This is a genomic window from Streptomyces sp. CNS606 (genome assembly GCF_000426325.1).
On sequence record NZ_KE384521.1, the window covers coordinates 528,518 to 549,085 of the forward strand.

Consider the following 20,568-nt stretch of genomic DNA (forward strand, 5'->3'; position numbering starts at 1 on the left):
GGGTCCTTTCGTGCTTTCGGCAGCCGTACGACCGGCCGTACGACGACGTACGACGGGCATGTGTTCCCCAGGCCCCACCGGGACCGAAGGAAGGACGACCGACGTCATGGGCAAGCGAGACGGAACCAGCCACCATACGAACCCCGGGCAGCGGGAGGTGGGCGTATGAGCTCCCTGCTGCTGCTCACCAACGCCCTCCAGCCCTCCGCCGAAGTCCTTCCCGCCCTGGGCCTGCTCCTGCACAACGTGCGGGTCGCCCCCGCCTCCGGGCCCGCCCTGGTCGACACCCCGGGCGCGGACGTGATCCTGGTCGACGGCCGGCGCGACCTGCCGCAGGTCAAGTCGCTGTGCCAGCTCCTGCGCTCCACGGGGCCCGGCTCGCCGGTGCTGCTGATCGTGACCGAGGGCGGTCTCGCCGCGGTCACCGCCGACTGGGGTGTGGACGACGTCGTCCTCGACACCGCCGGGCCGGCCGAGGTCGAGGCCCGGCTGAGGCTGGCCACCGGCCGGCTCAGCGCAGCCGCCGACGACAGCCCGATGGAGATCCGCAACGGCGACCTGTCCGTGGACGAGGCGACGTACAGCGCGAAGCTCAAGGGCCGGGTCCTCGACCTGACCTTCAAGGAGTTCGAGCTGCTGAAGTACCTCGCCCAGCACCCGGGCCGGGTCTACACCCGCGCCCAGCTCCTCCAGGAGGTCTGGGGCTACGACTACTTCGGCGGCACGCGCACCGTCGACGTGCACGTGCGGCGCCTGCGGGCGAAACTCGGCCCCGAGCACGAGTCCCTGATCGGCACCGTCCGCAACGTCGGCTACCGCTTCGTCTCCCCCGAGAAGGGCGAGAGGTCGGCGGCCGCGAAGAAGGCGAAGGCCGAGGCCAGGGCGGTGACCGACGAGGCCGAGGAGGTCGCGAAGCAGGCGGCCGGCGATGCCGAGGACTCCGGCGCGGACCGGGACTCCGGCGGCGCCTCCGGTGACGTTCGTCGCACCGGCACGCGGTCTGCCAAGGGCTGACCCATCGCACGTAGACTGACCGCCGTGGCCAAGGTGACGCGCGACGACGTGGCAAGACTGGCGGGTACCTCGACCGCGGTGGTCAGCTATGTGATCAACAACGGACCGCGTCCGGTGGCGCCGGCCACCAAGGAACGGGTGCTGGCCGCGATCAAGGAGCTCGGCTACCGGCCCGACCGTGTCGCCCAGGCCATGGCCTCCCGTCGCACCGACCTCATAGGTCTCATCGTTCCCGACGCCCGGCAGCCCTTCTTCGCGGAGATGGCGCACGCCGTCGAGCAGGCCGCCGCCGAGCGCGGAAAGATGGTCCTCGTCGGCAACTCCGACTACCTCGACGAGCGCGAGGTCCACTACCTGCGGGCGTTCCTCGGCATGCGGGTCTCCGGCCTGATCCTCATCAGCTCCGGCCCCTCCGAGCACGCCGCCACCGAGATCGACGCCTGGGACGCCCGGGTGGTGCTGCTGCACCGCCGCCCCGAGGCGATCGACGACGTGGCCGTCGTCCTCGACGACGTCGGCGGCGCCCAGCTCGCCACCCGCCACCTGTTGGAGCACGGCCACGACTACGTCGCCTGCCTCGGCGGCGTGGACTCCACGCCCGAGAGCGGCGACCCCGTCACCGACCACGTCGAAGGCTGGTCGCGTGCGATGCGGGAGGCCGGGCGCTCCGTGGAAGGACGCCTGTTCAAGGCGCCGTACAACCGCTACGACACCTACCTGCTCGCGCTCGACCTGCTCAGCGGCCCGGACCGGCCGCCCGCGGTGTTCTGCTCCACCGACGACCAGGCCTTCGGCGTGCTGCGCGCCGCCCGTGAACTCGGCATCGACGTGCCGCGCGAAATGGCCGTCGCCGGGTTCGACGACGTGAAGGAGGCGGGTCTGTCCGACCCGCCGCTCACCACGGTCGGCTCGGACCGCGAGTCGATGGCGCGCGCGGCGGTCGACCTGGTGCTGGACGACGGCCTGCGCGTGGCCGGCTCGCGCCGCGAACGCGTCCGCCTGTTCCCTTCCGGCCTCGTCGTCCGCCACAGCTGCGGCTGCGTGCAGCGGAGCGCCGGTGCCCGCCGGCGGCAGTGATCCGCCGGCACCACCCCCTACGCCGCCTGCCGCTCGATGAGGCCGTGCAGCAGGGCGGCGATCGCCGGGGCCGGGTTCCACCCCGGGGTGGGCCCGGCGACCTGTGAGGCGAGCAGCCCGTCCATGAACACGAGCAGCATGTCCAGGTCGCCCTCCGGGTGCCGTGAGCCGAGCTCGGCGAGCAGGGGGCTCAGCCACGCGTTGACGCCGCTGCGGGCGGAACGCAGCTCGGCGCGCAGCCCCGGCGACGTCGCGACGTGGGCGAAGACGGTCTGGCGCGCCATCGTCAGCGTCCGCTCGGGGCCCGCCAGGATCTGGAGCAGGCGTCCCATCCGGTCGGCGAAGCCCTCGATGGTCGAGGCTCCCGGCACCACGGGGAGCAGGGCCCACACGGCGTTCTCCCGCTCGAGTACGCGTCGGAGCACGGCGCCGAGCAGCTCGTCGCGGGTCCGGTACAGGTGCGACGTGCTGCCCTCGGGGACTCCCGCCCGGGCGTCGACCTCCTGGTGCGTCAGGCTCTGCATGCCGCCGGCGGCGAGGACCTCGATCGCCGCGTCCAGAAGGAGCACTTCGCCATGTTCCATGTGTTCATGCTACGAAAGTCGGCAATTGTGCGGGTGTGCGATGGGCTGTACGGGTGGCGGGGGCGTTCCCGGGTCGCGGCGGCCCTGCGGACGGTTGACCTGAACTTCAGTTGAAGTTGCACTCTCGTGTGCGTCGCCCGACCAACCGGTCCGCCGCCGAGCAGGACCCCGACGTACCCCGGAGGCCTCACGTGTCCGCAACCGTCCGCACCGCCCCGTCCGCCGTTTCCCATCCCGCCGCGGCTTCCCGTTCCGCCGCCGCAGCTCCCGAACCCCGCGCGCTGCGGCTCGCGGTGATCGTCGCCAGTGTCCGCGAGGGCCGCTTCGGGCCGGTCGTCGCCGAGTGGTTCGCCCGCGAGGCCGAGCGGATCGGCGGCTTCGCGACGGTCGACGTCGTCGACCTGGCCGACCACCGGCTGCCGCTCGTCTTCCCCGGCTCCGCCGGGGAGACCGACGCCGGGACGGCCCGCATCTCCGCCGCCCTCTCCCAGCGCCTGCACGCCGCCGACGCCTTCGTCGTCGTCACCCCGGAGTACAACCACAGCTTCCCGGCGTCGCTGAAGAACGCCCTCGACTGGTTCCACGCCGAATGGCAGGCCAAGCCGGTCGGCTTCGTCTCCTACGGCGGCGTGAGCGGCGGTCTGCGCGCCGTCGAGCAGCTGCGGCAGATCTTCGCCGAACTGCACGCCGTCACCGTCCGCGACGGGCTCAGCTTCCACAGCGCCTGGGAGCGCTTCGACGCGGACGGCCTTCCGCGCGACGTCGAGGGCACCTCCGCGGCGGCGGCCGCCATGCTCCGGCAGCTCCGGTGGTGGGCCGACGCGCTGCACGCGGCGCGCGCCCGCTCGCCGTACGGAAGCCGGGGCTGACAGGCGACCGCCCCGCGCCGGAGAGGTCCGGGGCGGGGCGGCCGGTGGTGCGGGTGGTGCGGGTGCTGCATGTGCGTTCAGCGCGCGCGGGTCACTCGACGACGGTGATCCGGTCGGCGGCCGGAGCCTGGAACGGTTCGCTCTCGGACGAGTTGGCGGTCATGTAGTCCACCAGCACGTCCAGGTCGTTCCCGCCGACGTACGGGTTCGCGCCCTCCGCCAGGGTCGGGAAGCCATCGCCGCCGCCGGCCAGGAAGTTGTTCACCGCCACGCGGTAGGTGGCGTCCTCCTGGATCGCCTCGCCGTTCAGCCGCACCGAGTCGGCGACCACGCGGTCCGCGCCGGAGCGCGTCAGGTCGAGGGTGTAGGTGAAGCCCTCCGACACCTGGAGCACCTTCGGCGACTCGGCGTTGTCCCCGCTGACCTGCTCGCGCAGCACCTGGAGGAGCTGGGCGCCGGTCAGATCGATCATGTTCACCGTGTTGGCGAACGGCTGGACCGTGAAGCCCTCGGCGTACGTCACCACGCCGTCGCCCTCGCTGCCGGACGCCCCGTGTACGAGGTCGGAGCGGATGCCGCCGGGGTTCATCAGCGCCAGGTCCGCCTCGGCGTCCAGACCCTGGGCGTGCGCGAGCTGCGCGTCGGCGATCAGATCGCCGAGCGGCGACTCCGGCGTGCTCGCGCCGCGGCCCGGGATGTCCTCGCCGATCCAGCCGACCGGGCGGTTCGCGACCGGTGCGGCCAGCTCGTTCCACCGGCCGATGAGCCGTGTCATGTCGCGTGCCTTCGGCTGCTCACGGCTCACCACGTGGTTCGCCGAGTCGACGCTGGTGCGCACGATGTCGCGGGTGCGGCGGTCGTAGGTCAGCGTCGTGTCGGTGAACAGCCGGCCGTACGAGGCGGCCGAGGTCACCGTGCGCGGGGCGCCCTTCGGGTCCGGGATCGTGCACGCGTACGCCTCGTGGGTGTGTCCCGTGACGAAGGCGTCGACCATCGGCGTCGTGTTCTTCGCGATCTGGGCGATCGGACCGGAGATGCCGTCGCCCGGTCCGGGGCTGTCGCAGTCGTAGTTGTACGCGTCGCCGGCCGGGGCGCCGCCTTCGTGCACGAGCGCGACCACGGCGTTCACGCCGCGCCGCTTCAGCTTCTTCGCGTACCGGTCGATGGTCTCGACCTCGTCGTGGAACTCCAGGCCCTTCACGCCCTCGGCCGAGACGATGTCCGGTGTGCCCTCGAGGGTGACGCCGATGAAGCCGATCCGCACCCCGCGGTGCTTCCAGATCGTGTACGGCTCCAGGACCTGGCGGCCGGTGTCCTCGTCGGTCACGTTCGCGGCCAGGTAGGGGAAGTCGGCGCCGCGGTAACGGCGGCCGTCCACGTAGCAGCCGTCCTCCGGGTGGCAGCCGCCGTCCTGGAGGCGCTGCAACTCCGCGATGCCCTCGTCGAACTCGTGGTTGCCGACGGAGGTGACGTCCAGGTCCAGCTTGTTCATGGCCTCGACGGTGGGCTCGTCGTGGAACAGCCCCGACAGCAGCGGGCTCGCGCCGACCACGTCGCCGGCCGCGGCGGTCACCGAGTAGCGGTGCCCCTCGCGGGCGTCGCGCAGGCTGGAGGCCAGGTACTCCACACCGCCGGCCGGGATCTCCTTCGTGGTGCCGTCCGGCTGGAGTTCGGTCACCTCGCCGGAAGAGCCCTGCGGCGGCTCCAGGTTGCCGTGGAAGTCGTTGAAGGACAGCAACTGCACGTCGACCGTGCGGCCGTGGTGACGGCCGTGACCGTGGCCGCGGTCCGCGTCGCGGCCGTCGGGGTTCGCGGACGCCGGGATCGCGGTGGCCAGCAGGCCGGCCGCGACGGCGAACGCGGCGCCCGCCGCGGCGACTCGTCTGCGGCGGGCTCGTGGGGAGGTATTCGCTGCCATCGTGCTGGGTCCCCCTCTGGGATGGGTGGGCAGGCGGAGGCAGCCTACGGTGACGCGCGTAGCGTGTCAGCGGTCGGGACGGTGACGACTCGGTACCGCCGAGGAACCCCCAGGTGGCGGCGTGTTGTCCTAGGCTCTTCCCCCATGAGCGACGTGGTTGTTGTGGACGAGGTCTCGACGGAGGGCGTACGGGAGGCGCAGGACCTGATCGACGCCGCGGCCGTCACCGACGGCCAGCCGGCCGTCTCGGAACAGGGCCGCCTGCAGCTGCGCGGGGGACGGCGCACCGGCGTACGGCATCTGCTGCTGCGCCACGAGGGCACGCTGGTCGGCTACGCCCAACTCGAGGACACCGACCCGGTCGAGGCGCCCGCCGGCGAACTCGTCGTGCACCCGTCCCACCGGGGGCGCGGCTACGGCCGCAAGCTCGGTCAAGCCCTGCTGGACGTCTCCGGCAAGCGGCTCCGCCTGTGGGCCCACGGTGGTCACCCGGCCGCCCGCCACCTCGCGCAGCTCCTCGGCCTCACCCTCTTCCGCGAACTGAGGCAGATGCGCTGCCCGCTCGGCGCGTTCGAACGCACCGAGCCCGCCTTCGCGGAGGGCGTGACCGTCCGCACGTTCCAGCCCGGCACCGACGACGAGGACTGGCTCGCGCTGAACGCCGCCGCGTTCGCCCACCACCCCGAACAGGGCGGCCTGACGCAGCGCGACCTCGACGACCGCAAGGGCGAACCGTGGTTCGACCCGCACGGCTTCTTCCTCGCGGTACGCGGCGACCGGCTGGTCGGCTTCCACTGGACCAAGGTGCACAGCGCGGAACAGCTGGGCGAGGTGTACGTGGTCGGCGTCGCCCCCGAGGCACAGGGCTCCGGCCTCGGCCGCGCCCTCACCTCCCTCGGCCTGCGCCACCTGGCCCGCGACCGCGGCCTCCCCACGGCCATGCTGTACGTCGACGCCGACAACGGGCCCGCCGTCGCGGTCTACGAACGTCTCGGCTTCCGCACCCACGAGACGGACCTGATGTACCGCACCGAGTCCTGACCCCGGGCCGGGGCGGCCGGGGTGCCGGGGGACGTCCGGCGGCGTCCGGCCCGACGCCGCTAGCGCGCCACGCGGTAGCGGAGGTAGACGACGTGCGCAGCGAAGGTGCGGGTCTCCACGAGTTCGAGGTCCACCCGGCGCTCGTGCCGGGGGAAGAACGGAATGCCGCCGCCGACCAGCACCGGGCAGACCATCACCCGGTACTCGTCGATCAGGTCCGAGGCGGCCGCTTCGGCGGCGAGGGTCGCGCCGCCGATCGCGACCTCGCCCTCCCCGGGCTCGGCCCGCAACCGCCCGATCTCCTCCGCCAGGCCGCCGGAGGCCAGGCGGGCGTTGCCCTCCACCGCCGACAGCGTGCGGGAGAACACCACCTTGGGCAGCGGCTTCCAGAGCGCGGTCCACTCGCGCGTCGGTGCGTCCAGCGAGGGATCCTCGTCGGCGGTCTCCCAGTACAGCATCGTCTCGTACAGCCGCCGTCCCATCACGTGGACGCCGACCCCCCGGATGTCGTCGATCCAGAAGCGGAAGACCTCCTCGTCGGGGCCGGTCCAGTCGAAGCCGCCGTCCGGCCCGACGACGTAGCCGTCGAGAGAGACGCTCATCGAAAAGGTCACCTTGCGCATGGGAAGGCCTCCTTCGTCACGGGTTCGACAGTACGACCGCCGACGGCCGCAGGACTCATCGCAGCGCGCGGGACCCGGCCGTACGGAGGACGCGGCTCCGGGTGCGGCTCCTGCGCCGGGAGCGGCCGGAGCGCGCCGCGCGCGGCGGGGTGCATGTCGGCTGGGGGCCACGTGGGCGTAACCGGCGATTCACGCACGCTTGCGAGCATCGCGGAATGCAGCACGCCGCCCGCTCCCGTCGCCGCGCCGGTGCGCCGGCCACGGCGCCGGCTGCCGCGCCCGCCCCGGTGCCGGCCGCCGCCGCGCCCGCCCCGGCGCCCACGCGGAACAATGGGGGCATGAGTGAGCCAGCCGCCGCAGGACCAGGACGCCCGCACCCGCCGCACACCGCGGCCGCAGCACGGCGCGGCGACACCGTCGAGGCGCCGCTCACCGGCGGGGCCGCCGCGACGCAGCCCACCGCGCCCGCCCCGCAACCCTCCGTCGGCTCCATCGCCGCGCACCGCCCGCACGCCGTGGGCCCCAGCGGTCCCGCCCTCGACCCGGACCTCGACTCCGACCCGGACTCCTACGAGCCGGGCCACGGCCCGGACGCCGAGGCGCCGGACCTGCCCGCGGACCGCTTCCTGGATCGCGAGCGCAGCTGGCTGGCCTTCAACGAGCGGGTCCTGGAGCTCGCCGAGGACCCGGAGACCCCGCTCCTCGAACGGGCCAACTTCCTGGCGATCTTCGCCGGGAACCTCGACGAGTTCTTCATGGTCCGCGTCGCCGGCCTCAAGCGCCGCATCGCGACCGGCGTGGCGACCCGTTCCGCCTCCGGGCTCCAGCCGCGCGAAGTGCTGGAGGGAATCTGGACCCGGTCCCGCGAGCTCATGGCCCGGCACGCGGCCTGCTTCCAGCAGGACATCGCCCCGGCCCTCGCCGACGAGGGCCTGCACCTGATCCGCTGGCCGGACCTGACGGAGAAGGAGCAGGCCCGCCTGTTCACCCTCTTCCGTCAGCAGATCTACCCCGTGCTGACCCCGCTCGCCGTCGACCCGGCGCACCCCTTCCCGTACATCTCGGGGCTGTCCCTGAACCTCGCCGTCGTCGTCCGCAACCCGGTCAGCGGCCACAACCACTTCGCCCGGGTGAAGGTCCCGCCGCTCCTCTCCCGTTTCCTGGAGGCGGGGCCGCAGCGGTACGTCCCCCTCGAAGACGTGATCGCCGCGCACCTGGAGGAGCTCTTCCCGGGCATGGAGGTCCTCGCCCACCACATGTTCCGCGTCACCCGCAACGAGGACCTGGAGGTCGAGGAGGACGACGCGGAGAACCTGCTCCAGGCGCTGGAGAAGGAGCTGATGCGGCGCCGCTTCGGGCCGCCCGTCAGGCTGGAGGTCGAGGAGTCCATCGACCCGTACGTGCTCGACCTCCTCGTCCGCGAGCTGAAGGTGAGCGAGGCCGAGGTGTACCCGCTGCCCGGCCCGCTGGACCTCACCGGGCTGGGCGGAGTCGCCGCCACGATGGAGCGGCCGGACCTGAAGTACCGCAAGTTCGTCGCCGGCACGCACCGCGACCTCGCCGAGGTGGAGTCCGCGTCCGCCCCCGACGTGTTCGCGGCCCTCCGGGAGCGCGACGTCCTGCTGCACCACCCGTACGACTCCTTCTCCACCTCCGTGCAGGCGTTCCTGGAGCAGGCAGCCGCCGACCCGGACGTGCTCGCGATCAAGCAGACGCTGTACCGCACGTCGGGCGACTCCCCGATAGTGGACGCCCTGATCGACGCCGCCGAGTCCGGCAAGCAGGTCCTCGTCCTCGTGGAGCTGAAGGCCCGCTTCGACGAGCAGGCCAACATCAAGTGGGCGCGCAAGCTGGAGGAGGCGGGCTGCCACGTCGTCTACGGACTGGTCGGCCTGAAGACCCACTGCAAGCTGTCGCTCGTCGTCCGCCAGGAGGGCGAGACGCTGCGCCGCTACGCGCACGTCGGCACCGGCAACTACCACCCCAAGACGGCCCGCCTGTACGAGGACCTGGGCCTGCTGACCGCCGACCCGCAGGTCGGCGCGGACCTCTCCGACCTCTTCAACCGCCTCAGCGGCTACTCGCGCCGCGCCACCTACCGGCGGCTGCTGGTCGCCCCGCTCTCGCTGCGCGACGGCCTGGTCTCCCGCGTCCACCGGGAGATCGCCCACCACGAGGCCGGGCAGCCCACCGGTATCAGGATCAAGGTCAACTCGATGGTCGACGAGACCGTCATCGACGCGCTGTACCGCGCCTCGCAGGCGGGCGTGCCGGTGGACGTGTGGGTGCGCGGCATCTGCGCACTGCGGCCCGGCGTGCCCGGGCTGAGCGAGCGGATACGCGTGCGCAGCGTGCTCGGACGGTTCCTCGAACACTCCCGCGTGTTCGCCTTCGAGAACGGCGGCGAGCCGGAGGTGTGGCTCGGCAGCGCCGACATGATGCACCGCAACCTCGACCGGCGCATCGAGGCCATGGTGCGGGTCACCGACCCCGGCCACCGGGCCTCGCTGACGCGGCTGCTGGACAGCGGCACGGCGGACGGCACCGCGTCCTGGCACCTCGGCGCCGACGGGGAATGGACGCGGGTCGCCCACGACGGCGAGGGACAGCCGCTGCGGAACATCCAGGAAATGCTCATCGACGCGCGGAGACGGCGACGTGCCCCGACGACCTGACGCTCCGCCGCTCCGCCCCCGCGACGGGGGCGGTACAGCGGCGCGCAGGACGACGTGGCCCGCCCCGCGCCACCAGGGGGGAACGCCGTGACCACCGGACGACGCGCCGACGTCCGCGCCACCGAACGCCCGCGCCCGGCGCGGCGACGCACGGGGCAGACGCCGCCGGAACCCGCCGCCCGCCGTGCGGCCCCCGCCTCTCCGCCCGCGGCACCGGAACGGGCGGCTGCGGAGCCGGGAGTGCCCTCGGACCAGGACCCGCTCGGCGCCTACCTCCAGGCCCGGGCCGCCGCCTTCCTGCGCACCCTGCGCGACCACCGGGAGGCCGCCGGCCACGCCGATACAGCCGCCGAAGCGGCCGAGGCCGTACGCCGGCTGCGCCGCTCCTCCCGCCGCATCGGCGCCACGCTGCACACCTTCCGCCCGCTGCTCGACCCCGTCTGGGCCGAACAGCTCCGCACCGAACTGAGCTGGCTGTCCGGCACCCTGGCGCTGGAGTACGCCTACGGCGACCGGCTCGACCGGCTGCTCGCCGCGCTGCACCGCCTCGCCCACGACGGGGGCGCGATGACGCCCGTGCCGCCCCCGGCCGCCACGCGGAGGGGCACGGCGGGGGAGGGGCGCGACCGGCGCGAAGCGGCCCTTCCCGCGGGGGTCGCCCGCGCCGGAGCCCTGCTCGACCGCCGGCTCACCCTGGCCCGTACGCGCGCCCACTCCGCCGCGCTCCAGGCCCTCGGCTCCTCCCGCTTCCACGCCCTCGCGGACACCCTCGCCGTGCTGGCCTCCGAACCGCCCGAGACCCGCACCCCCGAGCCGGGCGAGGACCCGGCCCTCGGCGCGCACGCCGAGCGGGCCCGCCTCCGGCTCCTGGACGCCGTCGACGGACTGCCGCTCGCCCGTTCCGAACACCCCTTCCACGCCGAGGCGCTGGCCCGGGCGCTCTCCGCCGAGGTGCAGGGCGACAGCGCCTGGCTGCACGTGCGGCTGCTGCTGCGACTGCACCGGTACGCGCAGGAGGTCGTGGGCCCGGACCCGCAGGACCCGGCGCAGGGCGCGGCGCCCGGCACGGCGTACGACGCGGCGCTCGCCGCCGCGGGCCGGGAGCTGGACCGGCACCACGACGCCGCGGAGGCCGCGGCCGCCGCAGCGGCGGCCGGCCGTACCCCGCGCATCGCCCCCGCCACGGCGTACGCCCTCGGCGTGCTGCACGCCGACCAGCGACACGAGGTGGAGGCCGCCCGTTTCGCCTTCGGCCGCCACTGGACCGCGGCCGAGGACGGCCGCCTGCCGGACGGCCGTTCCGGCCCGGCCGGAGCCGCCGTCAGCCGGAGCGGCGGGGCGCGGGGGAGCTCCGCGGCGCGAGGGCGTGCCACCGGACGGTGACCTCGCCGTGCCGCCAACGGCCCGGCCCGTCGACCAGCGGCCAGCCGTCGGCCAGCGCCTGCACGGCACGCACCCAGCGCTGCCGCGCGCCGAGCGCGCCGTACGGCGCCGCGGCCGCCCACGCCCGGTCGAAGTCGCGCAGGAACGCGTACACCGGCTCGCCCGGCACGTTCCGGTGGATCAGCGCCTTCGGCAGCCGTTCGGCCAGGTCGGAGGGCCGGTCCAGACCGGCGAGCCGTGCCGCGAACGTCACCGTGCGCGGGCCCTCCGGCCCGAGCGCCACCCAGACGTGGCGACGGCCGATCTCGTCGCAGGTCCCCTCGACGAGCAGCCCGCCCGGCGCCAGCCGGGCCGCGAGGCGCTCCCAGGCGCCCCGCACCTCGCCCTCGGCGTACTGGCGCAGCACGTTCGCCGCGCGGATCAGCAGCGGACGCCGCCTCAGCGGCACCTCGAACCCGCCCAGCCGGAAGTCCAGACCCTCCCGCACGTACGGCCGGGCGGCGGCGACCCGCGCGGGGTCGATCTCCAGGCCCACCACCCGCACGTCCCGGCGCACCCGCTTCAGGCGGGTCAGCAGCTCCACCGCCGTCCACGGCGCGGCGCCGTAGCCCAGGTCGACGGCGAGCGGCTCCTCCGACGCGCGCCGCAGCGCGGGCCCGTGCGCGTGGGCGATCCACCGGTCCATCCGGCGCAGCCGGTTCGGGTGCGTCGTGCCCCGCGTCGCCGTCCCGACGGGACGTGAGGGGAGCCGACCGACCATCCCCCGACCCTATCCCGCCCCTCCCGCCCGCCTCCTGAGCCGGGACGCCGGAGGGAGGGGCGGGACCGGCGCCCGGCCCGCCGCGCCCTGCGATGCGCGTCCCACCCCGCGCGGACTCGGCGCGCGGCGCCCCGCCGTGCGCAACCGCCGGGCCGGGCCCCGAGCCCCCGCGAGCAGGGTGACGGCGTGCCCTGCCGCGCCGCGCACGCAGGGCGAGGTGAGGGACCCCGCCCCAGCGGGCACCCGGCGCTCGACGGGCTCGCCGGGCGGGCCCGCGCGGGCACGGTCCGCAGGCCCCGACCGTCACGATTCGGCAAAGTCGAAATGCAGAGCAACCCCCACGGTGTTGTAGCCGTCGCACAACCGCCCACGGAGGAGGCACGCGACGTGAGCCAGTCCCCGTCCCGGCTCGGCGGCGGCCTCCGCCGCCGCACGCGCCCGTACGGTACGGCGCCCGGCGGCGTCGCCCCCGGCGGCGCCCCGCAGGGCATGCTGCCGTCGCCGCGTCACCTTCTGCACCCGCGGCGCCCCCGCCGCATCGCCATGCTGAGCGTGCACACCTCCCCGCTGCACCAGCCCGGCACCGGCGACGCGGGCGGCATGAACGTCTACATCGTCGAACTGGCCCGCCAGCTCGCCGCCGCGGGCATCGAGGTCGAGGTCTTCACACGCGCCACCACAGGTGCCCTCGACCCGACCGTCGAACTCGCCCCCGGCGTCCTCGTCCGCCACATCGACGCCGGTCCGTACGAAGGGCTGGCGAAGGAGGAGCTGCCCGCGCAGCTCTGCGCCTTCACCCACGGCGTGATGCAGGCGTGGGCCGGGCACCGGCCGGGCCACTACGACCTGGTGCACTCCCACTACTGGCTGTCCGGCCACGTCGGCTGGCTGGCCTCGCAGCGCTGGGGCGTCCCCCTGGTGCACACCATGCACACCATGGCCAAGGTCAAGAACGCCTTCCTGGCCGAGGGCGACACCCCGGAGCCGCCCGCCCGCGTGATCGGCGAGCAGCAGATCGTACGGGCCGCCGACCGGCTCATCGGCAACACCGCCGAGGAGGCCCGCGACCTGGTCCACCACTACGACGCCGACCCGGCGCGCACCGCCGTCGTGCACCCCGGCGTGAATCTGGAGACCTTCCGCCCCGCCGACGGGCGGGCCGCGGCCCGCGCCCGGCTCGGGCTGCCGCAGGACGCGCTGATCCCGCTCTTCGCCGGCCGCATCCAGCCCCTCAAGGCCCCCGACGTCCTGCTGCGCGCCGTCGCGCAGCTGGTCGACGCGGACCCCTCCCTCCGCTCCCGCCTGCTGGTGCCGGTGGTCGGCGGGCCCAGCGGCAGCGGCCTCGCCAAACCCGAACGCCTCCAGAAGCTCGCGGCCCGGCTCGGCATCGCCGACCTGGTCCGCTTCCGCCCGCCGGTCGGGCAGGCGCAGCTGGCCGACTGGTACCGCGCGGCGAGCGTGCTGGTGATGCCGTCGTACAGCGAGTCGTTCGGCCTGGTCGCCGTGGAGGCGCAGGCATGCGGCACGCCGGTGGTCGCCGCGTCCGTCGGCGGCCTCCCCGTGGCCGTACGCGACCGGGAGAGCGGCTTCCTCGTCCCCGGCCACGACCCGGCCGACTACGCGCGCGCCCTGCGCCGCTTCCTGGACGACGACGCCCTCGGCGCCCGCATGGGCGAGGCAGCCGCCCGCCACGCCGCGGACTTCGGCTGGGACGCGGCGGCCGCCGCCACCGCCGAGACGTACACCGCCGCGCTCCAGTCCCGGCGCCGTCGCCTACGATCACTGCATGGCTGAGCCGACGCCGACGTCACCGACCGCCGTGCTGGAGCAGTCGCTCCGGGACGCCGACATCGACTGGGAGAACCCCAGCGACGGCACCTACGTCGTCACCCTCCCGGGCACCCGCAAACTGTCGACCACCTGCTCCCTCGTCGTCGGACGGCACTCCCTCTCCGTCAACGCCTTCGTGGTGCGCTGCCCTGACGAGAACCACGCCGAGGTGCACCGCTGGCTGCTGGAGCGCAACACCCGCCTCTACGGGGTGAGTTACGCGATCGACAGGCTCGGCGACGTCTACCTCGTCGGCCGCCTGCCGCTCGCCGCCGTCACGCCCGACGAGATCGACCGGCTGCTCGGCACCGTCCTGGAGAACGCCGACGGCTCCTTCAACACCCTCCTGGAGATGGGCTTCGCCGACGCCATCCGCAAGGAGTACGCCTGGCGCACCTCCCGCGGCGAGTCCACCCGCAACCTCGACGCCTTCGCCCACCTCACCCGGGACGCCGACACCACGTCCTGACCCGGGGCGACGCCCGCGTGCGGGGGCAGCGGGCCTGACACCCCAACCCCAGGTCAAAGGGGGTGACGCTACGCTGAGCGGGTGAGAGACAAGAGAACAGCCGGACGCTGGCTCGGCGCCGCCCTGGCCGCCGCCACGGTCCTCACGTCCGGGTGCGCGGCCCCGGTCGACCCCGACGCACTCCCCGGCGTGTACCGCAACGACGAGACCGGCGGGGAGCTGGTGCTCGCGTCCGACCGGACGTTCTCCGCCACCGGCGTCTCCACTGACGACTCGCCCGACACCGACGACTTCAGCGGCAGTTGGGACGTCGTCGAGAGGGAGGCGGCCGACGACTTCGTCTACCTGGCGATCGAGGACGGCACCCTCGGCCGGATCGGCGGCATCCAGCTCTACACGGGAAGCCCCGGGACGGTGTACTTCCGGTACGACCCGGACGGTCCGCCCTCTCCGATCCTCACCAGGACCACCGCGTCGTAGGCCCCCGGTCCGCGTCTCGGACCGTCCCGAGGCCGCGCCCGCCCGGTCGTCTACGCTCGGACGCATGGCCGACGCACCGTACAAGCTGATCCTGCTCCGCCACGGCGAGAGCGAGTGGAACGCGAAGAACCTGTTCACCGGCTGGGTGGACGTCAACCTCACCGAGAAGGGCGAGAAGGAGGCCGTCCGCGGCGGCGAGCTGCTGACGGAGGCCGGCCTGCTCCCGGACGTCCTGCACACCTCGCTCCAGAAGCGCGCCATCCGCACCGCGAACCTCGCCCTCGAGGCCGCCGACCGCCACTGGATCCCCGTCCACCGCAGCTGGCGCCTCAACGAGCGCCACTACGGCGCCCTCCAGGGCAAGGACAAGGCCCAGACGCTCGCCGAGTTCGGCGAGGAGCAGTTCATGCTGTGGCGCCGCTCGTACGACACCCCGCCGCCGGAGCTCGCCGACGGCACCGAGTGGTCGCAGAGCGGCGACGCACGCTACGCCGACATCCCCAGCGAGCTGCGTCCCCGCACCGAGTGCCTCAAGGACGTCGTCGGCCGCATGATGCCCTACTGGTACGACGGCATCCTCCCCGACCTCCTCGCCGGCCGCACGGTCCTCGTCGCCGCCCACGGCAACTCGCTCCGCGCCCTGGTCAAGCACCTCGACGGCATCTCCGACGCCGACATCGCCGGCCTCAACATCCCCACCGGCATCCCGCTCTCCTACGAGCTCGACGCCGACTTCCGCCCCCTCAACCCCGGCGGCACCTACCTCGACCCCGACGCCGCCAAGTCGGCCATCGAGGCCGTCAAGAACCAGGGCAAGAAGAAGTAACGCCCCACGAAGAAGCCCCCTACCAGCAGTTTTCCTGCCGGTCGGGGGCTCCCTAGTACCCGTGGGCCGTCTCTGGGCCGTCAGGCCATGGGCCGGTGCGGGGATTGGCGCCACGGTCGGGCGTACACCCGGAGCATGACCGCGAGCGCGGTGGGCGCCGCAAACTCGTAGGGCACTTGAGCCCACACGGCCAAGGCAGCTCCGGCAGTACCGACGATGATGAACGGTGCCTCACGAAGGCTGACGTCGACGGTCAGCCCCACTTGTGAGAGCATCATGATTGCCTCCTGAGTGCTGGTACAGAGTTCTTGCAGGGCTCGGTCAAAGCGCGAATGGAGATGGAAGCCGTCCCGATGGCCCGGGGCGGCTTTCCTTGTTCGCTGGAACTCTAAGTGAAACGGGCGGCCCTCACAAACCGGCAGCTTGAACGGCAGAATGGGCGCTGCACGGGTAGCGAGTTCTTCTGCACAGCAGCCAGCTCCCACCTAGTCCACTGCGTCGACGTGCGTGCATGCATGCGTGCGTGCATGCATGCACGCATCCGGTCGCCCGCGAACGCTCCCCAAATGTAGGCGAACATTTTGCTTGCGAGAGATTTGGGAACAGCGGAGGGCAAGTTTCTGGGATGCAATCCCAGAGTGCAATTCCAGAGTGCAATTCCAGAGTGCAATCCCACGGAGCTAGAATTCACTCCTGGAAGATGCTGGCTACCGCTTTTCGGGTGCGCTCCTGGCTGGACGGCATCAGGTGGGCGTAGACCTTGAGCGTCAGACCGGGGTCGGAGTGACCCAGGTACTCGCTCACGGCCTTGATGCTCTCGCCAGCGTCCAGGAGGACCGAGGCGTAGAAGTGCCTCAGGGCGTGCATGCCGTGCTCACGGGCGGCAGCGTGCTTCTTGCCCGGCTCCTTGGGCGGGATCACGCCGACGGTCGCAAGGGCGGGCTTCCAGTGGTCCTCGTTCATCGACGTACGCCAGATGTGGTTACCACCGGGCCCGGTGAAGATCAGACGCTTGGTGACCAGCGGCCCGGCCGAGGTCTTCCACGGGAGCGTGATCTCTACGGGAGGGAACTCCTTCATGTGTCGCCGGAGCGCGTCCGCGATCGGCTCGGGCAGCGGCACGTCCCGGAGCTTGCCACCCTTGGGCGGCGCGAAGACGGGCTTGCTCCGGCTCAGCTTGAGCTGCTGGGTGACGTGGACGGTGCCGGCATCGAGGTCGAGCGCGTCGACGGCCACGCCGAGGATCTCGCCCTGTCGCATCCCGCACCCGGCTCCCAGGTCGACCATGGGCCGGAAGCGCTCAGCCAGCGAGGCCCGCACGGCAAGAACCCGCTCGGGCGACCAGGGGGCGACGCGCTTCGCATCCACCACCGGAGGTCGCACCGAGCGAGCGGCGCACGGGTTCCGAGGGAGGTAGCCGTCATCCACGGCAGCGCTCAGCGCGGCCCGGACGTTGGAGTAGATCACCCGGGCGTATGAGCCGACGACGCCGGAGGCCTCCAGCGTGGTCAGCCACGAGCGGACGTGCTCCGGCTGGAACGAGCCGAGGGGACGCGATCCGATGTGCGGAAACACGTGCAGCCGCAGCTGCGACTCCACCGAGGCCTGCGTGTTCGGCTCGGCGCCCTGCGAGGCGACCCACCGTTCGGCGTACTGCCGGAAGGTGGTCTTGCTGGTTTTCGGGTCGACGTAGTGCCCACGCGTCATGTCCGCCTCGATGTGCGCGAGCCAGGTCTCTGCCTTGCGCTTCTGGCGGTCGGGGAAGGACTTGCTCTTCTCGGTGCCATCGGGGCCGACGTAGCGGGCGCGGTAGCGGAGGCCGGAGCCGTGTCGTTCGCTCTCGACCTTCACTGACTTGCCATCCGGGCCGGTGACGGTCTTGTACCAGCGGTCTTGGATATGTCCGGCCATCAGGCAGCCGCCTCCATCTGCTCGGCGACCCAGGCGGACACATCGGCCGGGTCGTAGCGGAGGTGACGGCCGACGCGGAAGCCGCGGGGGCCGGTGTGCTTGCGGCGCCACTGGTAAACGGTCTCGACCGGGACGCCCAGGAGATCGGCCAAGTCGAGAGGGGTCAGGTAACGCTCAGGCAGGCGACGCGGCATGGTCACCACTCCTCTCCGCCGGCCAGGCCGGGCCGGTCTCGTAGGGCTTCGCGGGCGGTTTCTCGGTTGGTGCGGATGTCGTTGGCGATGCCGGCGGCGAGGGCGGATTCGCCGGGGGTGTGGCCGTGTCCGGCGTACTGCCAGTCGGCGAGGACGAGGACGGTGTCGGGCTCCAGGTCCTCGATGCCGAGGGCGGCGAACTGCTCTGCGGCGCGGTAGTCGGCACGCTCGCCCCGGATGGCACCGAGGGTGGTGGAGTAGCGGCGGGATTTGGTGGAGAAGTGGCCGCGGAAGCCGAGCATGTGTGCCCAGGCCCACAGCCGCCGGTCCGGGTACACGGGGTCGAGTTCCTTGCAGGCCCGGATGAGCCGGCGGGTGTGCTCGGGCACCTGGTGGTGGTCGAGTTCGGCGAGTTCGCCGATGCGCCGGTCGAGGGTGCCAGTGGTCTCGGCCGCCTTGGTGGCGTACTTGGCGACGTAGGAGGCGACCGCCTGTTCGGTGAGTTCCGAGCCGTCCCCGAACGCCTTGACCGGCCGCACGTCCAGTTGCGTTCCCCAGCGCAGGGTTCGGGCGGGGTGCCCGTCGGCGGCCGGGACGGTGACGGAGGTGTAGCCGTGCGCGGTAGCGGCGCGGATGGCATCGGTCAGCATCTCGAGCGTGGCCCACGCGGGCGCTGAGGTGTCCGGGCCGTCGGGTCCGTCGAGGCGGATGACGGCGTGGAAGTGGATGGCGCCGCGGCGCTGGAACTCGGCGACCTTGGCGTAGGAGATCCGGCAGGCCTCTTTGAGTGCGCGCTGGGAGAGACCGGCGCGGGCGGCGATCTCGCGGCGTAGCCGTTTGGCGAAGCGGTCCCAGAGCTGTCCGGCGTGGTTGTTGAACAGCACAGCCCCGGCGTAGTCGTACGACTCCGGTGCCAGGGGCGTGCCCAGGGTGTCGGAGTCGGCGGGGTGGTGCGTGCCGCAGCGGCAGCGGCCGGAGTCGGGCCGGTTGTGGACCGGGCCGAACGAGGGCGCGGTGAGGGTGGCGAAGACCCGCGCGCTGTCCCGCACGGTGGCGGGGACGTCCCGGCGCTCGTCTCCGGCGAGTCCGGCGCGGATGAGGTGCCAGGTGTCCCCTGCGTAGGTGTGGGCGCAGGCCGGGCAGCGTGAGGCGCGGCGGTTGCCGCAGGCGACGCGGAGACGGCCGCCGGGCTCGTGCTCGGTGGAGTAGCGGTGCAGCGTCTCTCCGCTGGTCTTGTCTTTGGTGAGGGTCCAGCCGGTGAGGTGGATGGGGTTGGTGCAGCCGCCGGTGCGGCGGATCTGTTCTTGCCAGCGGTCGAAGCCGGGGGACCCGGCCACCCTCAGCGCGTCGGCGAGGGTGACCGCGTCCATGCCCCGGGCCGCCGGTGTGGCGGTGCGGGTCACGCCGCCACCTCCCAACCGATCAGGAACCATTCGGCGACGTGGCGGGTATAGGCGGGCGGGATGGCTTCGGCGATCTCGCGCCGGCTGTCGGTCCAGTCGATGCCCATGGCCGTCTGCCACTCGATGACCGTGCCCTTGCCGCCGCCGTCGCCGTAGACGGCCAGATAGGGGCCGTCGTGGTAGGCGCCGTGTCGCCAGCCGCGCACGCGGCCCCGGTGCTTGGGGTGCGGGGTCTGCATGACGGGAAAGCCGTGAACCTCGAAGTAGCGGTGCCGGGTCACGCCAAGGCCGAACATCTCGCCGCACAGGGTCAGGTCACGGCGGACGGTGGATCCGGGCACGTTCTCGATGACGAAGGGGCGGCCGGTGGCGGCCATGGCGGCGCGGCCGGCGGGGATGAGGTCGGGGTAGGTGCGGCCCTTGTTGGTGCCCTTGGTGAGGGCGGTGTGGTGCTGGCAGGGCCACGAGCCGTGGATGAGGTCGAAGGTGTGGCCGTGTTCGGCGACGAAGGCCAGGGCGTCGCCCTGGTGGAAGGTGAAGGGGTAGTTCGGCTGCGGGTTCAGGTCGACGCCGATGACGTCGAAGCCGGCCAGGTGGTAGCCCATGGCGGCGCCGCCGGCTCCACAGCACAGGTCCAGCACCCTCGGACGCCGGGCGGTGGTGGTCTCGGTCATGGTGGTCACCGCCCCACCGAGGCGAAGGGCGGGCGGGTGCGGAGCGGGGTGGTGCCGGTGCCCTTGCAGGCGGGGCAGGTGGCGCGGAGGGTGACGCGGGAGCCGTCGCGGTGGCGCTGGCCGGTGTCGATGGCGACGACGGGGAAGCCGTCGCAGTCGCGGCACAGCCGGTGGCGGGTGTCGGTGTGGGTCATGATGGGTGTCCCTTCTGATCTTTTGCGGGTTGGTTGGGGGCTGTGCCCTGCCGGGGCGGCGGATGCTTGGCGGTATCGGTGCCGCCCCGGAAGGCCGGTCAGCGCTGGTGCCGGCCGCCCAGCAGGGAGCGGACGACGAGGGCGCAGACCGCGAGCGAGGCGGCGGTGATGGCGACCGTGAGGAGCATGGAGACCAGAACCGTGCCGATGACGAGCACGGCCGCGGCGCCGCCACCGACGAGGAGAGCGACCGAGCCGGGGGTGAACCGGGTCGGGGCCGCCGGGGTCGGGGTGGCCGGTACATGAGCCGGAGCCGGGGCGCGGTGCTGGCAGCCGCAGCCGGTCGGCTCGACGGCGGCGCCGGTCTGCACGGCGGTCGGGGTGACGACGTGGGCGGCGGTGCCGGTGGGGGCCGGTGCGGTGGGGTACTTGGGTCGGAGCATGACAAGACCTCGATTCAGTCGTGGGTGCTGTTGACGATCTCGGTGCCGGTGCGGGTGCCGCTCTCGATGGCGGGGGCGATGAAGGTGTCGGCGAGGAGGAAGCCGCCGAGGAGCAGGGTGACGACGAGCCAGGTCGGCGGGCGGAAGAGCTTGATGCCGAAGTAGCCGAAGACGGCCAGGAGGGCGACGAGCGGGATTTC

Annotated in this window: 21 protein-coding genes; 10 read left to right on the forward strand and 11 right to left on the reverse strand. The window is 73.0% G+C overall.

Annotation, left to right across the window (positions count from 1 at the left end; translation table 11 throughout):
• The first annotated feature begins 165 nt into the window (after positions 1–165).
• Positions 166–1,014, forward strand: coding sequence for a response regulator transcription factor (locus K304_RS30835; RefSeq protein WP_078529566.1), 849 nt, complete (start codon positions 166–168; stop codon positions 1,012–1,014).
• A 24-nt stretch (positions 1,015–1,038) separates the two neighbouring features.
• Positions 1,039–2,091, forward strand: a complete 1,053-nt coding sequence (locus tag K304_RS0123145) for a LacI family DNA-binding transcriptional regulator (protein WP_027765656.1) — start codon at positions 1,039–1,041, stop codon at positions 2,089–2,091.
• A 17-nt stretch (positions 2,092–2,108) separates the two neighbouring features.
• On the opposite strand, the gene K304_RS0123150 is transcribed toward K304_RS0123145, so the two are convergent.
• Positions 2,109–2,675: a TetR family transcriptional regulator gene (locus K304_RS0123150; protein WP_027765657.1), complete on the reverse strand. Its 567-nt coding sequence runs from the start codon at positions 2,673–2,675 to the stop codon at positions 2,109–2,111.
• A gap of 191 nt (positions 2,676–2,866) precedes the next feature.
• On the opposite strand from K304_RS0123150, the gene K304_RS0123155 reads away from it, so the two are divergent.
• The gene (locus K304_RS0123155; RefSeq protein ID WP_078529568.1) at positions 2,867–3,544 is read left to right on the forward strand and encodes an NAD(P)H-dependent oxidoreductase; all 678 of its coding nucleotides are present in this window, start codon (positions 2,867–2,869) and stop codon (positions 3,542–3,544) included.
• Between the two features lie 91 nt (positions 3,545–3,635).
• Here the strand turns inward: K304_RS0123155 and K304_RS0123160 are convergent, their stop codons facing one another.
• Positions 3,636–5,462, reverse strand: coding sequence for a bifunctional metallophosphatase/5'-nucleotidase (locus K304_RS0123160; RefSeq protein WP_027765659.1), 1,827 nt, complete (start codon positions 5,460–5,462; stop codon positions 3,636–3,638).
• 144 nt (positions 5,463–5,606) lie between these two features.
• Between K304_RS0123160 and mshD the strand changes: the two genes are divergently transcribed.
• Complete coding sequence (gene mshD / locus K304_RS0123165; protein ID WP_027765660.1) at positions 5,607–6,503, forward strand: mycothiol synthase; 897 nt, start codon at positions 5,607–5,609, stop codon at positions 6,501–6,503.
• A 59-nt stretch (positions 6,504–6,562) separates the two neighbouring features.
• Here mshD and K304_RS0123170 read toward each other — a convergent pair whose 3' ends face one another.
• Complete coding sequence (locus tag K304_RS0123170; RefSeq protein WP_027765661.1) at positions 6,563–7,126, reverse strand: dihydrofolate reductase family protein; 564 nt, start codon at positions 7,124–7,126, stop codon at positions 6,563–6,565.
• A gap of 338 nt (positions 7,127–7,464) precedes the next feature.
• On the opposite strand from K304_RS0123170, the gene K304_RS30840 reads away from it, so the two are divergent.
• Together K304_RS30840 and K304_RS30845 are read left to right on the forward strand one after the other, a co-directional pair.
• On the forward strand, positions 7,465–9,801 hold the full coding sequence (locus tag K304_RS30840) for an RNA degradosome polyphosphate kinase (RefSeq protein WP_078529570.1): 2,337 nt from the start codon (positions 7,465–7,467) through the stop codon (positions 9,799–9,801).
• Positions 9,802–10,041: 240 nt separating this feature from the next.
• The gene (locus tag K304_RS30845; protein WP_486591780.1) at positions 10,042–11,184 is read left to right on the forward strand and encodes a CHAD domain-containing protein; all 1,143 of its coding nucleotides are present in this window, start codon (positions 10,042–10,044) and stop codon (positions 11,182–11,184) included.
• On the opposite strand, the gene K304_RS0123185 is transcribed toward K304_RS30845, so the two are convergent.
• Positions 11,123–11,944: a hypothetical protein gene (locus tag K304_RS0123185; protein ID WP_027765662.1), complete on the reverse strand. Its 822-nt coding sequence runs from the start codon at positions 11,942–11,944 to the stop codon at positions 11,123–11,125. The genes K304_RS30845 and K304_RS0123185 overlap by 62 nt on opposite strands.
• Positions 11,945–12,433: 489 nt before the next feature.
• Here K304_RS0123185 and mshA point away from each other — a divergent pair, with 489 nt between their 5' ends.
• The 4 genes from mshA (at position 12,434) to K304_RS0123205 (ending at position 15,549) form a co-directional block, all read left to right on the forward strand.
• Positions 12,434–13,738 (forward strand): D-inositol-3-phosphate glycosyltransferase, encoded by a 1,305-nt coding sequence (gene mshA, locus K304_RS0123190; protein WP_051308806.1) that lies wholly within the window; start codon positions 12,434–12,436, stop codon positions 13,736–13,738.
• Positions 13,731–14,243: a type III secretion system chaperone family protein gene (locus K304_RS0123195; RefSeq protein ID WP_027765664.1), complete on the forward strand. Its 513-nt coding sequence runs from the start codon at positions 13,731–13,733 to the stop codon at positions 14,241–14,243. The genes mshA and K304_RS0123195 overlap by 8 nt, the downstream gene beginning before the upstream one ends.
• Positions 14,244–14,324: 81 nt before the next feature.
• A complete protein-coding gene (locus tag K304_RS0123200; protein ID WP_027765665.1) occupies positions 14,325–14,723 on the forward strand; it encodes a hypothetical protein in 399 nt (132 codons plus the stop codon).
• A 64-nt stretch (positions 14,724–14,787) separates the two neighbouring features.
• Positions 14,788–15,549: a phosphoglyceromutase gene (locus K304_RS0123205; protein WP_027765666.1), complete on the forward strand. Its 762-nt coding sequence runs from the start codon at positions 14,788–14,790 to the stop codon at positions 15,547–15,549.
• 687 nt (positions 15,550–16,236) lie between these two features.
• Here the strand turns inward: K304_RS0123205 and K304_RS0123215 are convergent.
• From K304_RS0123215 to K304_RS0123245, 7 genes are all read right to left on the reverse strand, one after another.
• A complete protein-coding gene (locus tag K304_RS0123215) occupies positions 16,237–17,460 on the reverse strand; it encodes a site-specific integrase (protein WP_027765668.1) in 1,224 nt (407 codons plus the stop codon).
• Positions 17,460–17,654 carry a helix-turn-helix domain-containing protein gene (locus K304_RS0123220; protein WP_051308808.1) on the reverse strand — a complete coding sequence of 65 codons (195 nt, stop codon included), beginning with the start codon at positions 17,652–17,654 and terminating at the stop codon, positions 17,460–17,462. The genes K304_RS0123215 and K304_RS0123220 overlap by 1 nt, the downstream gene beginning before the upstream one ends.
• A gap of 2 nt (positions 17,655–17,656) precedes the next feature.
• The gene (gene repSA / locus K304_RS0123225) at positions 17,657–19,024 is read right to left on the reverse strand and encodes a replication initiator protein RepSA (protein ID WP_051308809.1); all 1,368 of its coding nucleotides are present in this window, start codon (positions 19,022–19,024) and stop codon (positions 17,657–17,659) included.
• Between the two features lie 29 nt (positions 19,025–19,053).
• Positions 19,054–19,731: a DNA cytosine methyltransferase gene (locus tag K304_RS0123230; protein WP_027765671.1), complete on the reverse strand. Its 678-nt coding sequence runs from the start codon at positions 19,729–19,731 to the stop codon at positions 19,054–19,056.
• A 5-nt stretch (positions 19,732–19,736) separates the two neighbouring features.
• Positions 19,737–19,925 (reverse strand): hypothetical protein, encoded by a 189-nt coding sequence (locus tag K304_RS0123235; RefSeq protein ID WP_027765672.1) that lies wholly within the window; start codon positions 19,923–19,925, stop codon positions 19,737–19,739.
• A 98-nt stretch (positions 19,926–20,023) separates the two neighbouring features.
• Complete coding sequence (locus K304_RS0123240) at positions 20,024–20,368, reverse strand: hypothetical protein (RefSeq protein ID WP_027765673.1); 345 nt, start codon at positions 20,366–20,368, stop codon at positions 20,024–20,026.
• A gap of 14 nt (positions 20,369–20,382) precedes the next feature.
• Positions 20,383–20,568, reverse strand: a 186-nt coding sequence (locus tag K304_RS0123245; RefSeq protein WP_078529574.1) for a hypothetical protein, incomplete at its 5' end; no start/stop codon positions are given.